This window comes from Streptomyces aurantiaciflavus (assembly GCF_049808595.1).
Classification (GTDB): domain Bacteria; phylum Actinomycetota; class Actinomycetes; order Streptomycetales; family Streptomycetaceae; genus Streptomyces.
On the sequence record NZ_JBNCAQ010000010.1, the window covers coordinates 104,028 to 117,303 of the forward strand.

Below are 13,276 nucleotides of genomic sequence, written 5' to 3' on the forward strand. Positions count from 1 at the left end.
TCCTGGTGCGGTCAGCTGAGACCGACTCAGATGTCGAGGAAGCGGACGTCCTTGGCGTTGCGCTGGATGAACGCGCGGCGGGCCTCGACGTCCTCGCCCATCAGGACCGAGAACAGGTCGTCGGCCTGGGCGGCGTCGTCGAGGGTGACCTGGCCGAGGACCCGGTGCTCCTGGTCCATCGTGGTCACGCGCAGCTCCTCGGCGTTCATCTCGCCGAGACCCTTGAAGCGCTGGATCGAGTCCTCGCGGACGCGCTTGCCGCGCTGCCGGCCCATCTCGATCAGCGCGTCGCGCTCGCGGTCCGAGTAGGCGTACTCGATGTCGTCCCGGCCCCACTTGATCTTGTACAGCGGGGGACGGGAGAGGTACACGTGCCCGGCCTCGACCAGCGGCCGCATGAAGCGGAACAGGAAGGTCAGCAGCAGGGTGCTGATGTGCTGGCCGTCGACGTCGGCGTCCGCCATCAGGATGATCTTGTGGTAGCGGAGCTTCTCGATGTCGAAGTCCTCGTGCACGCCGGTGCCGAAGGCGGAGATCAGCGCCTGGATCTCCTGGTTCTGCAGGATCTTGTCGATCCTGGCCTTCTCGACGTTGAGGATCTTGCCGCGGATCGGGAGGATCGCCTGGTACTGCGGGTTACGGCCGGACTTGGCCGAGCCGCCGGCGGAGTCACCCTCGACGATGAAGATCTCGCACTTGGTGGGGTCGTTCGACTGGCAGTCGGAGAGCTTGCCCGGCAGCGACGCCGACTCCAGCAGGCCCTTACGACGCGTCAGGTCACGCGCCTTGCGGGCCGCCACCCGCGCGGTGGCCGCCTGGATGCCCTTGCGGACGATGTCCGCCGCCTCGACCGGGTTGCGGTCCAGCCAGTCGTTGAGGTGCTCGTAGACCGCCTTCTGGACGAAGGTCTTCGCCTCCGTGTTGCCCAGCTTGGTCTTCGTCTGGCCCTCGAACTGCGGCTCGCTCAGCTTGACCGAGATGATCGCGGTCAGACCCTCGCGGATGTCGTCACCCGTGAGGTTGTCGTCCTTCTCCCGCAGCAGCTTCTTGTCGCGCGCGTACTTGTTGATCAGGTTCGTCAGCGCCGCGCGGAAGCCCTCTTCGTGCGTACCGCCCTCGTGCGTGTGGATGATGTTGGCGAAGGAGTAGACACCCTCGGTGTAGCCGCCGTTCCACTGCATCGCGACCTCGAGGGACAGGCTCCGGTCCTTGTCCTCGGCCTCCAGGTCGATGACGGAGGGGTGCACCACGTCTCCCTTGCGGGAGTTGAGGTACTTCACGAAGTCGACGATGCCGCCCTCGTAGTGGTACGTGACGGTCTTGACCTCGTCCTTCTCGTCCGCACCGGCCTCGTCGGCACCCGTCACGGCCTTCGCCGACTCGCGCTCGTCAGTGAGTTTGATCGTCAAACCCTTGTTGAGGAACGCCATCTCCTGGAAGCGCCGCGAGAGCGTCTCGAAGGAGTACTCGGTGGTCTCGAAGATGTCGCCGTCGGCCCAGAAGGTGACCGACGTGCCAGTCTCCTCCGTGGCCTCGTGCTGGGCGAGCGGGGCGGTCGGGACGCCCATCTTGTAGTCCTGCGTCCAGCGGTGACCGTCGGTCCTGACCTCGACGGAGACCTTGCTGGACAGGGCGTTCACGACCGAGACACCGACGCCGTGCAGACCACCGGAGACCGCGTAGCCGCCGCCGCCGAACTTGCCGCCCGCGTGAAGCACGGTCAGCACGACCTCGACGGCCGGCTTGCCCTCGGACGGGACGATGCCCACCGGGATGCCACGGCCGTTGTCGACGACGCGGACACCGCCGTCGGCGAGGATCGTCACCTCGATCGTGTCCGCGTGCCCGGCCAGCGCCTCGTCGACGGAGTTGTCGACCACCTCGTACACGAGGTGGTGCAGGCCGCGCTCACCGGTGGAGCCGATGTACATACCGGGTCGCTTGCGGACCGCGTCCAGACCCTCGAGGACGGTGATGGCACTGGCGTCGTACGAGGCGGTGACCTCGCCATTGGAGGTGATCGCCTCGCTGTTCACGCCAGTGTCGGTGGACGGGATGTTCTCGTTGGGGTTGCCGGAATCGGCCACGAAGCGCCCTTTCTGGCACAGCACGAGCCGGGCTCGTCGGCGGGTTGCCGGAGCGGCTGCGGCATGTTGCGTTGGTAAGCCTTGATCAGCGTTGCTCAGCTTTTCCCGGACGGTCCCCACGTTTGGGGCGGGATTGGCTTCCAGTCTACCGGTAGCGCCGACAGTGATGGGGGTTTGCCGGTACCTGAGTCCTCATGTGCCGCCCTCAACCGGTCTCGGCCGGGTCCCCATATGCGGAGCGGGGCTCCAAGAGGCTCACAGAGGCACTCAGCGCTTCCGGGTGTCAACCCTTGGCTACCGGGGAGTCACGGCCGGATTCGCAACCGCGTGCGGGCCGTTCACGACGCGCACGCGGGCCGTCCACGGGCCCGTACGACAACGGCCGGGACGGTACGACAGGCCCGTCCCGGCCGAAGATACGTGATGCACATCACCCGTAGGTGTCGCCGGGACCCGTGCTGCCGGGGGCCCGCAGGGGGCCGTAGCGGCGGGCGGGGCCACCGGGGCCCTGCACCCTGATCTGCTTGACCCTGCCGTGGCCCAGGTCCTCGTTGAGACGGGCGACCAGCGTCGGCGCGAGCAGCCGCAGGTTCGTCGCCCAGGCCGTGGAGTCGCAGCGCACGACCAGCACGCGCTCGTCCTCGTCGTACCGCTCGGGCACACAGTGCTTGGCCACGTCCTCGCCGACGATCTGCGGCCAGCGGCCCATCACCCCGCCCACCGCGGCCGGCGCCTCCCAGCCGCGCTCGGTCAGCAGCCGGTTGATCGCGGCGCCGAGCGCCATCGGGTCGCGGCCGTCCGCGCGGGCACCGGAGCGCAGGCCGCCTCCGCGCCGGGCCTGCTTCTTCTGCCGCGCCGCGTCCCCACGCGCGCGTGCCTGCTCGCGCGCCGCCCGCAGCGCCACGCGCGCGAGGTCGACACCGGAGGGCTCGGGGGTCTTCTCCGGACCGGGCTCGTCCGCGCTCATACGCGCTGCACCGTCCCCTCCGACACCGTGTACCGCGCGCCGGTGAGCACATGCGGTACGTCGTCGTCGACCGCGGCCGTCACCAGCACCTGCTCACCGGGCGCGACCAGCTCCGCCAGCCGCTCGCGGCGCCGGGCGTCCAGCTCGGCGAAGACGTCGTCGAGAACCAGCACCGGCTCGTTGCCCTCGGCCCGCAGCAGGTCGTAGGAGGCCAGCCGCAACGCGAGCGCGTAGGACCAGGACTCGCCGTGCGAGGCGTATCCCTTGGCGGGCAGCTGACCGAGTTTGAGCATCAGATCGTCCCGGTGCGGGCCTACGAGGGTGACGCCCCGCTCGATCTCCTGCTTGCGGACGTCCGCGAGCGCCGCCATCAACTGCTCGTAGAGGTCCTCGCGCGTGTGCGCCTCACCCGGCGCCGACGGCCTGTACTCCAGGGCGACCGGGCCGCCGCCGGGGGCCAGCTGCTCGTACGCCTTGTCGGCGAGCGGCTGGATCGCGGCCACCAGGTCGAGGCGCTGGGCGAGCAGCTCGGCGCCCACGCGCGCGAGGTGCTGGTCCCACACGTCGAGCGTGGACAGGTCCATGGAGCGTCCCCCATGGCGACGGGCCAGCGCGGCCGACTTCAGAAGGGTGTTGCGCTGCTTGAGGACGCGCTCGTAGTCGGAGCGCACACCGGCCATGCGCGGGGAGCGCGCGGTGATCAGCTCGTCCAGGAAGCGGCGCCGCTCCCCGGGGTCGCCCTTCACGAGGGCGAGGTCCTCGGGCGCGAACAGCACGGTCCGGACGATCCCCAGCACATCACGGGGCCTGACCTGCGAGGACCTGTTGATGCGGGCGCGGTTGGCCTTGCCCGGGTTCAGCTCCAGCTCGACCAGCTGCTGCCGCTCGCCCTGGCGGACCTGCGCCCGGATGACCGCGCGGTCGGCGCCCATGCGCACCAGCGGCGCGTCGGAGGCGACGCGGTGGCTGCCGAGGGTGGCGAGATAGCCGACGGCCTCGACGAGGTTGGTCTTGCCCTGACCGTTCGGGCCCACGAAGGCCGTGACGCCCGGGTCGAGCGGGACTTCGACCCGGGCGTAGGAGCGGAAGTCGGCCAGCGACAGATGCGTGACGTGCATGGTCGTTTCGCCGACCTCCCCCAGCGTTGTGGACCGACGGACGGCCCTGTGGACTACTTCTTCTCGACCGCGTGCCCGCCGAACTGGTTGCGCAGCGCCGCGATCATCTTCATCTGCGGCGAGTCCTCCTGACGGGAGGCGAACCGCGCGAACAGGGACGCGGTGATCGCCGGAAGCGGTACCGCGTTGTCGATGGCGGCCTCCACGGTCCAGCGTCCCTCGCCGGAGTCCTGTGCGTAACCGCGCAGCTTGTCCAGGTGCTCGTCCTCGTCGAGGGCGTTGACCGCCAGGTCGAGCAGCCAGGAACGGATGACCGTGCCCTCCTGCCAGGAACGGAAGACCTCACGGACGTCGGTGACCGAGTCGACCTTCTCCAGCAGCTCCCAGCCCTCGGCGTAGGCCTGCATCATCGCGTACTCGATGCCGTTGTGGACCATCTTCGCGAAGTGGCCGGCGCCGACCTTGCCGGCGTGCACCGAGCCGAAGTCGCCCTCGGGCTTGAGGGCGTCGAAGATCGGCTGCACCTTGGCGACGTTCTCCGCGTCTCCGCCGTACATCAGCGCGTAGCCGTTCTCCAGGCCCCAGACACCGCCGGAGACACCGCAGTCGACGAAGCCGATGCCCTTGGCGGCGAGCTCCTCGGCGTGCTTCTCGTCGTCGGTCCAGCGGGAGTTGCCGCCGTCCACGACGACGTCACCCGGCTCCAGCAGCTCGGCGAGCTCGTCGATCGTCGACTGGGTGGGGGCTCCGGCCGGGACCATCACCCACACGACGCGCGGGCCCCTGAGCTTGCCCACAAGCTCAGAGAGGCTGTGGACATCGGCGAGGTCCGGGTTGCGGTCGTATCCGATGACGGTGTGGCCTGCGCGGCGAATCCGCTCGCGCATGTTGCCGCCCATCTTGCCGAGGCCGACGAGACCGAGCTCCATCAGTTGTTCCTTAGGTCGCTGTGTGGCGTGTGGGGCACCTTCGTACCCGTGTCCGAGCCTAAACCCGGACGGTCACGCACACCTGTGGGCATACGCGCTCATCCGTACACCCCCGACGCCCGCTCTCACCTGCGGGTTTCCCCAACGACCGGGCCGGTTGTCCACCGACTGTGGACAACCGGCGAGAGCGCGGCACCGGCGTCAGTCGATCAGCCGCTCAGCCGGACCGGCATGATCAGGTACTTGTAGGCCTCGTCCGCCTCGGCGTCCATCGCCGGCTTGCCGCTGAGCAGCGCGGGCTTGGTGGACGTCGTGAAGGACAGCTGGGCGACCGGGGAGTCGATGGCGCTCAGGCCGTCCAGCAGGAAGGTCGGGTTGAAGGCGATGGAGATGTCGTCGCCCTCGAGCTGGGCGTCGACCCTTTCCACAGCCTGTGCGTCGTCGCTGGAGCCGGCCTCCAGGATGAGCACGCCCTTCTCGAAGCTGAGCCGCACCGGGGTGTTGCGCTCGGCGACCAGGGCCACACGCTTGACGGCCTCCACGAAGGGGGCGGTCTCGATGACGGCGATGCTGTTGAACTCGGTCGGGAACAGCGTGCGGTACTTCGGGAGGTCGCCCTCCAGCAGTCGCGTCGTCGTCCGCCGGCCGGCGCCCTCGAAACCGATCAGGCCCTCACCCGCGCCCGAGCCGGACAGCGCCAGCGTGACGCTGTCACCGCTGGTCAGTGCCTTGGCGGTGTCCAGGAGCGTCTTGGCGGGCACCAGGGCGACCGCGGAGGCGTCCGGGTTCTCCGGCTTCCACAGGAACTCGCGGACCGCGAAGCGGTAGCGGTCGGTGGAGGCCAGCGTGACGGTGTCGCCCTCGATCTCGATGCGCACACCCGTGAGGACGGGCAGCGTGTCGTCACGGCCGGCGGCGATGGCGACCTGGGCGGCCGCCGAGGCGAAGACCTCGCCGGGGACCGTGCCCGTCGCGTTCGGCATCTGCGGCAGCGACGGGTACTCCTCCACAGGCAGTGTGTGGAGGGTGAAGCGCGAGGAGCCGCAGACCACCGTCGCCCGTACACCGTCTGTGGAAATCTCCACCGGCCGGTTGGGGAGGGCGCGGCAGATGTCCGCGAGCAGGCGGCCGGAGACGAGCACCGTGCCCTCCTCCTCCACCTCGGCCTCCACCGACACACGCGCGGAGACCTCGTAGTCGAAGCTGGAGAGGCTGAGGGCACCGTCCTCGGCCTTCAGCAGGAGGCCGGCGAGGACAGGCGCCGGCGGACGGGCCGGGAGGCTGCGCGCCGCCCAGGCCACTGCCTCCGCGAGTACGTCGCGTTCCACCCGGATCTTCACTGTTGCCGCCTCCTGCTGTTGCCGGCGCTTCTCGCCCTGCCTGGCCTTCGTCGTCTGTCTCGGTGTCGTCGGTCCCGGTGTGGGGAAGGACCACCGGGGACCAGTCTGACGCACCGCACTGACAGTAGGTGCCTCTCGGGGTCAAGTCGTGACGAGAGGCAGCCGGGCCGCGAAGAGCGAGTTGTGCACAGGGCCCCCTTCGAAACGGATTCCGGGCTCTCTCTAGTCGGGAGTAGTAGTAGGGCCTGTGGATACCGTGGATAACCGCGTTGTCGCAGCTCAGAGGCGAGATTTTGTCCACGGGCCCTGTGGGCGGAGGCGGTGGACAACCGGGGTCCTCTGTGGAGAACGGAAAGTTCTGCACACCCCGTACACAGGCAGGGGCGACTTCTCCCCAGAGCCGTCCCCAGGTTTACCCGTCTTTCCCACAGCCCAACCCGGCAGCTTCGTGTGACGGCTTTCACTCGAGCCGGTGAGGAGGCGCGCCGGGTTGCCGAACAGTGGACAGGGATGTGGAGAAGCGGGCGATCGCTGGGGACAACCGGCGAGATCCTGTGGGTTGCCCGTGGACAACTTCGTGCACAGGGTGTGGATCGGCGCGCTGTCCACAGTCTGTGGAGATCCTTCGTCCACGAATCCACAACCAGGTGACCTGGCCTGATGGCCTTTCAACAGAGGGGCCTGTGGACACGATCTGGACAACGCGGCAGTCCCCAGGCTGTGGAGGGGAAAAAGTCGGCGAATCTGTGGAGAGTGGCCGTAACGCGGCGGCTAATCGAACAGCGGATGACCGGCGGGCTTCCGCGCGGCGCCCGGTCCGCCCCTCCGCGGCACGGAAAAGGGCGCCTCCGGATCCCTCCGGAAGCGCCCTCGGGCGTCTCTGCGGTGCCTCAGCCGTCGTTGTCGGCCGGTCTTTCTGCCGTCCTCAGCCGGCCTTGATGCGGTTGGTGAGCTCGGTCACCTGGTTGTAGATGGAGCGCCGCTCGGCCATCAGATTGCGGATCTTGCGGTCGGCGTGCATCACCGTCGTGTGGTCGCGGCCGCCGAACAGCGCGCCGATCTTCGGCAGCGACAGGTCCGTCAGCTCGCGGCACAGGTACATGGCGATCTGGCGGGCCGTGACGAGCTGGCGGCCGCGCGAGCTGCCGCACAGATCCTCGACTGTGAGGCCGAAGTAGTCGGCGGTCGCACTCATGATCGCCGTGGAGGTGATCTCGGGTGCCGAATCCTCGCCGCCGGGGATCAGGTCCTTCAGGACGATCTCCGTCAGGCCCAGGTCCACCGGCTGCCGGTTGAGCGACGCGAAGGCCGTCACCCGGATCAGCGCGCCCTCCAGCTCGCGGATGTTGCGCGAGATGCGGGAGGCGATGAACTCCAGCACCTCCGGCGGCGCGTTCAGCTGCTCCTGCACCGCCTTCTTCCGAAGGATGGCGATACGGGTCTCCAGCTCGGGCGGCTGGACGTCGGTGATCAGACCCCACTCGAAACGGTTCCGCAGCCGGTCCTCCAGCGTCACCAGCTGCTTCGGCGGCCGGTCGCTGGACAGCACGATCTGCTTGTTCGCGTTGTGGAGCGTGTTGAACGTGTGGAAGAACTCCTCCTGCGTCGACTCCTTGTCCGCCAGGAACTGGATGTCGTCGACGAGCAGGATGTCCATCTCGCGGTAGCGCTTGCGGAAGCTGTCGCCCTTGCCGTCGCGGATGGAGTTGATGAACTCGTTGGTGAACTCCTCCGAGCTCACGTAGCGCACGCGCGTGCCCGGGTACAGGCTGCGCGCGTAGTGCCCGATCGCGTGCAGCAGGTGCGTCTTGCCGAGCCCCGACTCCCCATAGATGAAGAGCGGGTTGTACGCCTTCGCGGGCGCCTCGGCGACGGCGACCGCGGCCGCGTGCGCGAAGCGGTTGGAGGCGCCGATGACGAAGGTGTCGAAGAGGTACTTCGGGTTCAGCCGCGCCGTCGGCTCACCGGGACCGCTCGCCGACGCGGGCTGCGGGCCGGGCGCGCCGGCGCCGGGCTGACCGGGACCACCTGGACCGCCGCGGTGCGGATGTCCTTCCGCCGTCGGCTCGGGCAGCTCACGACGAGCCGGGTCGCGCTGGTCGTACTCGGGGCGCGAGGGCTCGTAGTCGGAGCGCTTGGGGGCGTACGGCGACGGGTCGTAGGACGGCCGGTCCATCGCCTGGGGGCGGTAGTCCTGGGAGGGCGGTCCGTAGGCGTCCTGGGCGGGAGAGCCGTAGGAGTCCGGTCCGGACGGGCCGCCGTAGGTGTCCTGGGAGGGCGACGCGTACGGGTCGCGCTCGGGGAAGCCGAGGCGTTGCTGCTGCCAGCCGTACTCGTCCTGCGTGGGCCGCGGCCAGGCGCCGGGCTCGGGGCGCTGGTACTCCGACGGGTACGCGGGCCGGGCGGTCGGCAGCTGGTCCTGGCGGGAGCCCTGGTCGCCGGAGGGCCCCGGACGCTGCTCGGCGCGGTGCCGGCCGTAGCCGTCGTACTGGCTCTCGTAGGGCTTGTCGTACGGGCTGTCGTACTGGCCGGAGGGGAGCTCGGGCTCCTCGTAGCGCGGCTGGGCGGGGGGTGCGGGCGGGGCCGGCGGCTCGCCCGCGGACTCGTCGACGGTGATCGCGATACGGATCGGGCGGCCGCACTCACGGCTGAGGGTCTCGCTGACGATCGGGGCGAGCCGGCCCTCGAGTACGCCCTTCGCGAATTCGTTCGGTACGGCGAGCAGGGCGGTGTCGGCGACCAGCGCCAGCGGCTGGCAGCGCCGGATCCAGCGCTCGTCCTTCGCCTCGACGCCCTGTCCGCGGCCCTCTCCGAGGAGATGCTCCAGTACGCGTGGCCACACTGCGGCAAGATCGGCAGGTACGTCAGCCACAGGGCACGCTCTCTCACAGGTCCCACGAACGTGTGACGGTGGGACGGGTCGGTTTCACATCGGGTGGGGGCAGGGACAAGGGAACGAATCGGAGTTCAGCCACGGTAGTCAGCGCGGCGGGTACGGTTCAAGTTGTTGTCCCCAGGCTGTGGACAGTGTCTCCCAGTGGCCGCCGGTTTGACCGGATGGCGTAGCCCCGCGTACCGTAACCAGGTCGAGTTGTCGATGGCTGCTGCCGCCTGCCTCCGATGGGCACAGATCGCGTCAAGGTGATCGGGAAGCGGTGCACTCGGGCGCTGAACGCGAGCTACTCGTGGGCGCACGGTGACAGCCAGGACGGCACCCCGCCACTACCGATTGATTTCTGGAGCCCCCGAGTGAGCAAGCGCACCTTCCAGCCGAACAACCGTCGTCGCGCGAAGACCCACGGCTTCCGGCTGCGTATGCGCACCCGTGCCGGCCGCGCGATTCTCGCGTCCCGCCGTAGCAAGGGTCGCGCCCGTCTGTCCGCCTGATCCCGGTCAGGTCATGCCGTCGTGCTGCCCACCGAGAACCGGCTGAGGCGGCGCGAGGACTTCGCGACCGCGGTACGACGGGGCCGTCGGGCCGGACGCCCGACTCTCGTCGTCCACCTTCGAAGCGGTGCCACGGACCCGCACGCGCCTGGGGAGAGCGCTCCCCCGACGCGTGCGGGTTTCGTCGTGAGCAAGGCCGTGGGTGGTGCGGTCGTGCGCAACACGGTCAAACGCAGACTGCGCCATCTGATGCGCGATCGAGTCGCCCTGTTTCCCCCCGGTAGCCTGGTAGTCGTACGGGCGCTGCCCGGTGCGGGTGACGCCGACCACGCACAGCTGGCCCAAGACCTGGATGCCGCCCTTCAACGGCTGCTGGGAGGGGGCGCGCGATGAAGTACCCGCTGCTGGCCCTGATCAAGCTCTACCAGTGGACGATCAGTCCGCTGCTCGGGCCGGTGTGCAAGTACTACCCGTCGTGCTCCCACTACGGCTACACGGCCATCGACCGGCACGGTGCGATCAAGGGCACGGCTCTCACCGCCTGGCGCATCCTGCGGTGCAACCCGTGGTCGCTGGGAGGCGTGGACCATGTCCCGCCGCGCAAGCGCCCGCGGTGGCACGAGATGCTGCGCGACGCCTGGCGCGCACGCAAGGGCGGGCCCTCCGCCGCCGAAACGGCCACCGAGGAGAATCGTCCTTCGAGCCCGGCCGCAGAGACCCCGTCCCATGCCCAAGGAGCATGATTAGTGGACACGATTGCAAGCCTCTTCAGTTTCATCACGACACCTGTCTCCTGGGTCATCGTCCAGTTCCACACGGTGTACGGCGCGATCTTCGGCCCTGACACCGGATGGGCCTGGGGCCTGTCCATCGTGTCCCTGGTGATCCTGATCCGTATCTGCCTGATCCCGCTCTTCGTGAAGCAGATCAAGTCGACGCGGGCCATGCAGACGCTCCAGCCGGAGATGAAAAAGATCCAGGAGCGCTACAAGAACGACCGGCAGCGTCAGTCCGAAGAGATGATGAAGCTGTACAAGGAGACGGGCACCAACCCGCTCTCCTCGTGCCTTCCCATCCTGGCGCAGTCCCCGTTCTTCTTCGCCCTGTACCACGTGCTCAACGGCATCGCGACGGGCGACACCATCGGCGTGATCAACAAGAGCCTGCTGGAGAGCGCGCAGAAGGCGCACATCTTCGGCGCTCCGCTGGCCGCGAAGTTCACCGACAGCTCGTCGAAGGTGGAGGCGCTCGGTGCCTCCCTCACCGATGTCCGCATCGTCACCGCGGTCATGATCGTCCTGATGTCGGCGTCGCAGTTCTACACGCAGCGCCAGCTGATGACGAAGAACGTCGACACCACCGTGAAGACGCCGTTCATGCAGCAGCAGAAGATGCTGATGTACGTCTTCCCCATCATGTTCGCCGTCTTCGGCATCAACTTCCCGGTCGGTGTACTCGTCTACTGGCTGACCACCAACGTGTGGACCATGGGCCAGCAGATGTACGTCATCCACAACAACCCGACCCCGGGTTCCAAGGCCCAGGCCGCCTACCTGGAGCGCCTGCACAAGCGGGTCACGCACCACGGCAAGACGCGCGGCCGCGGCGAGAAGGCCATCGTCAAGGCCATCGTGGCCAAGGGCCGTGACCGCAACGAGTCCGAGCGCAAGTTCATCAACGGTCTGAGCAAGGCGGGCCTCGCGGCCCAGGCCGACGGCACCGTCGTGAAGGGCGAGGCCCAGACCGCCACCCTCACCGAGGACGGTGCGCCCACGACGGCCGCGGCCAAGCGGCAGCAGCCCAAGCGCCAGAGCAAGGCCCAGCGCCAGTCCGGAAGCCCGAAGGCGGCCGGCGAGACCACCTCGCTGAGCAAGTCCGACGAGCCCCAGGACACCAAGCCGGCCGGCTCCGCCAACCCGAAGTCCGGTGCCGGTGGCCGCAGCAGGGCCCAGTCCGGGCAGCGCAAGGGCGGCCCGCAGCGCCCCAAGTCCCCGTCCAAGAAGTAAGAAGGAGCCCATCCCGTGACGGAAGGCACCACCTCCGCCGCCGCCGAGGGTGCAGACACCCTGACCCGCCTGGAGCAGGAGGGCGAGATCGCGGCGGACTACCTCGAGGGTCTGCTGGACATCGCCGACCTCGACGGCGACATCGACATGGACGTCGAGGCCGACCGTGCCTCTGTGTCGATCATCAGCGACACGGGCAGCCGCGACCTGCAGAAGCTGGTAGGCCGGGACGGCGAGGTGCTGGAGGCACTGCAGGAGCTGACGCGCCTGGCCGTGCACCGGGAGACCGGCGACCGCAGCCGGCTGATGCTGGACATCGCGGGCTACCGCGCCAAGAAGCGCACCGAGCTCTCCGAGTTGGGTGCCAAGGCCGCGGCCGACGCGAAGAACAGCGGTGAGCCGGTGAGGCTGAAGCCGATGACGCCCTTCGAGCGCAAGGTCGTCCACGACGCGGTCAAGGCGGCCGGCCTGCGCAGCGAGTCGGAGGGCGAGGAGCCGCAGCGCTTCGTCGTCGTGCTCCCCGACTGATTCGGTACGTACGTTCCTCCGGCCCCGTCTGTTGCGCAGGCGGGGCCGGTCTTTGTCAGCCTGTAGTTCTGGTGGTCGGCGCCGAACGCGCCGATGCGGTACGGAAGGACGGTCCCCGTGACGGAGGCAGCGGAGCTCCCCCCTGCGCCCGAGCAGGCACGCGAGGTATTCGGTGGTCGCTTCGCGGATGCGGTGCGGTACGCCGAGCTCCTGGCCGAGGCCGGTGTGCAGCGTGGGCTCATCGGTCCACGGGAGGTGCCCCGCCTCTGGGAACGGCATCTGCTGAACTGCGCGGTGCTCTCCGAGGTGGTGCCCGAGGGGGTGACGGTGTGCGACGTCGGCTCTGGTGCCGGCCTGCCCGGTATCCCCCTGGCCCTGGTACGCGAGGATCTCAAGATCACCCTGCTGGAGCCGCTCCTTCGGCGCACCAATTTCCTGACCGAGGTCGTCGAGCTCCTCGGTCTGGATCATGTGACTGTCGTCCGTGGCCGCGCCGAGGAGGTCATGGGCAAGCTGCCGCCGGTCCATGTCGTGACCGCCCGTGCGGTGGCACCGCTGGACCGCCTGGCCACCTGGGGCATCCCGTTGCTGCGTCCCTACGGTGAGATGCTCGCGCTCAAGGGCGACACCGCGGAGGAGGAGCTGAAGAGCGCGGCCACCGCGCTGAGTAAGCTGGGCGCGGTCGGCACCTCGATCCTTCACGTCGGGGAGGGCATCGTCGATCCGCTCTCCACGGTCGTGCGAGTGGAGGTCGGGGAGAGCCCCGGTGGTGTGCGGTTCGCGGCCAAGCGGGCCAAGGCAGCCCGGACGGGCCGCACACGTCGCCGTCGCTGATCCGGCCCGAAGACCGGCCTACTCCACACAAGCTGCCAAACCTACGCACGACGGAGTGTCGCGACAGTTCGGCCGCGGGC

Annotated in this window: 12 protein-coding genes; 6 read left to right on the top strand and 6 right to left on the bottom strand. The window is 68.9% G+C overall.

Features of this window, described 5'->3' with window-relative positions:
• Positions 1-26 precede the first annotated feature (26 nt).
• The 6 genes from gyrB to dnaA all read right to left on the bottom strand — a co-directional run bounded on the left by gyrB (position 27) and on the right by dnaA (position 9,313).
• Positions 27-2,087 (bottom strand): DNA topoisomerase (ATP-hydrolyzing) subunit B, encoded by a 2,061-nt coding sequence (gene gyrB, locus ACPT94_RS13960; protein WP_360347310.1) that lies wholly within the window; start codon positions 2,085-2,087, stop codon positions 27-29.
• 430 nt (positions 2,088-2,517) lie between these two features.
• Positions 2,518-3,054 carry a DciA family protein gene (locus ACPT94_RS13965; protein WP_360347312.1) on the bottom strand — a complete coding sequence of 179 codons (537 nt, stop codon included), beginning with the start codon at positions 3,052-3,054 and terminating at the stop codon, positions 2,518-2,520.
• Positions 3,051-4,172 (bottom strand): DNA replication/repair protein RecF, encoded by a 1,122-nt coding sequence (recF, locus tag ACPT94_RS13970; protein ID WP_360347314.1) that lies wholly within the window; start codon positions 4,170-4,172, stop codon positions 3,051-3,053. Before recF ends, ACPT94_RS13965 begins: the two co-directional genes overlap by 4 nt.
• A gap of 53 nt (positions 4,173-4,225) precedes the next feature.
• Positions 4,226-5,101: a phosphogluconate dehydrogenase (NAD(+)-dependent, decarboxylating) gene (gene gnd / locus ACPT94_RS13975; RefSeq protein WP_360347316.1), complete on the bottom strand. Its 876-nt coding sequence runs from the start codon at positions 5,099-5,101 to the stop codon at positions 4,226-4,228.
• Between the two features lie 209 nt (positions 5,102-5,310).
• Complete coding sequence (dnaN, locus tag ACPT94_RS13980) at positions 5,311-6,441, bottom strand: DNA polymerase III subunit beta (protein ID WP_360347402.1); 1,131 nt, start codon at positions 6,439-6,441, stop codon at positions 5,311-5,313.
• Positions 6,442-7,366: 925 nt separating this feature from the next.
• Positions 7,367-9,313: a chromosomal replication initiator protein DnaA gene (dnaA, locus tag ACPT94_RS13985; RefSeq protein ID WP_425245945.1), complete on the bottom strand. Its 1,947-nt coding sequence runs from the start codon at positions 9,311-9,313 to the stop codon at positions 7,367-7,369.
• Positions 9,314-9,690: 377 nt separating this feature from the next.
• Here dnaA and rpmH point away from each other — a divergent pair, with 377 nt between their 5' ends.
• From rpmH to rsmG, 6 genes are all read left to right on the top strand, one after another.
• The gene (rpmH, locus tag ACPT94_RS13990; RefSeq protein WP_003956500.1) at positions 9,691-9,828 is read left to right on the top strand and encodes a 50S ribosomal protein L34; all 138 of its coding nucleotides are present in this window, start codon (positions 9,691-9,693) and stop codon (positions 9,826-9,828) included.
• A gap of 21 nt (positions 9,829-9,849) precedes the next feature.
• Positions 9,850-10,221, top strand: a complete 372-nt coding sequence (gene rnpA / locus ACPT94_RS13995) for a ribonuclease P protein component (RefSeq protein WP_360347320.1) — start codon at positions 9,850-9,852, stop codon at positions 10,219-10,221.
• On the top strand, positions 10,218-10,571 hold the full coding sequence (gene yidD / locus ACPT94_RS14000; RefSeq protein ID WP_189931544.1) for a membrane protein insertion efficiency factor YidD: 354 nt from the start codon (positions 10,218-10,220) through the stop codon (positions 10,569-10,571). The genes rnpA and yidD overlap by 4 nt, the downstream gene beginning before the upstream one ends.
• Positions 10,572-10,574: 3 nt before the next feature.
• Positions 10,575-11,834, top strand: a complete 1,260-nt coding sequence (gene yidC, locus ACPT94_RS14005) for a membrane protein insertase YidC (RefSeq protein WP_360347322.1) — start codon at positions 10,575-10,577, stop codon at positions 11,832-11,834.
• 15 nt (positions 11,835-11,849) lie between these two features.
• On the top strand, positions 11,850-12,362 hold the full coding sequence (locus ACPT94_RS14010; RefSeq protein ID WP_360347324.1) for a Jag family protein: 513 nt from the start codon (positions 11,850-11,852) through the stop codon (positions 12,360-12,362).
• Between the two features lie 117 nt (positions 12,363-12,479).
• The gene (rsmG, locus tag ACPT94_RS14015; protein ID WP_360347326.1) at positions 12,480-13,196 is read left to right on the top strand and encodes a 16S rRNA (guanine(527)-N(7))-methyltransferase RsmG; all 717 of its coding nucleotides are present in this window, start codon (positions 12,480-12,482) and stop codon (positions 13,194-13,196) included.
• The last annotated feature ends 80 nt before the right edge of the window (positions 13,197-13,276 follow it).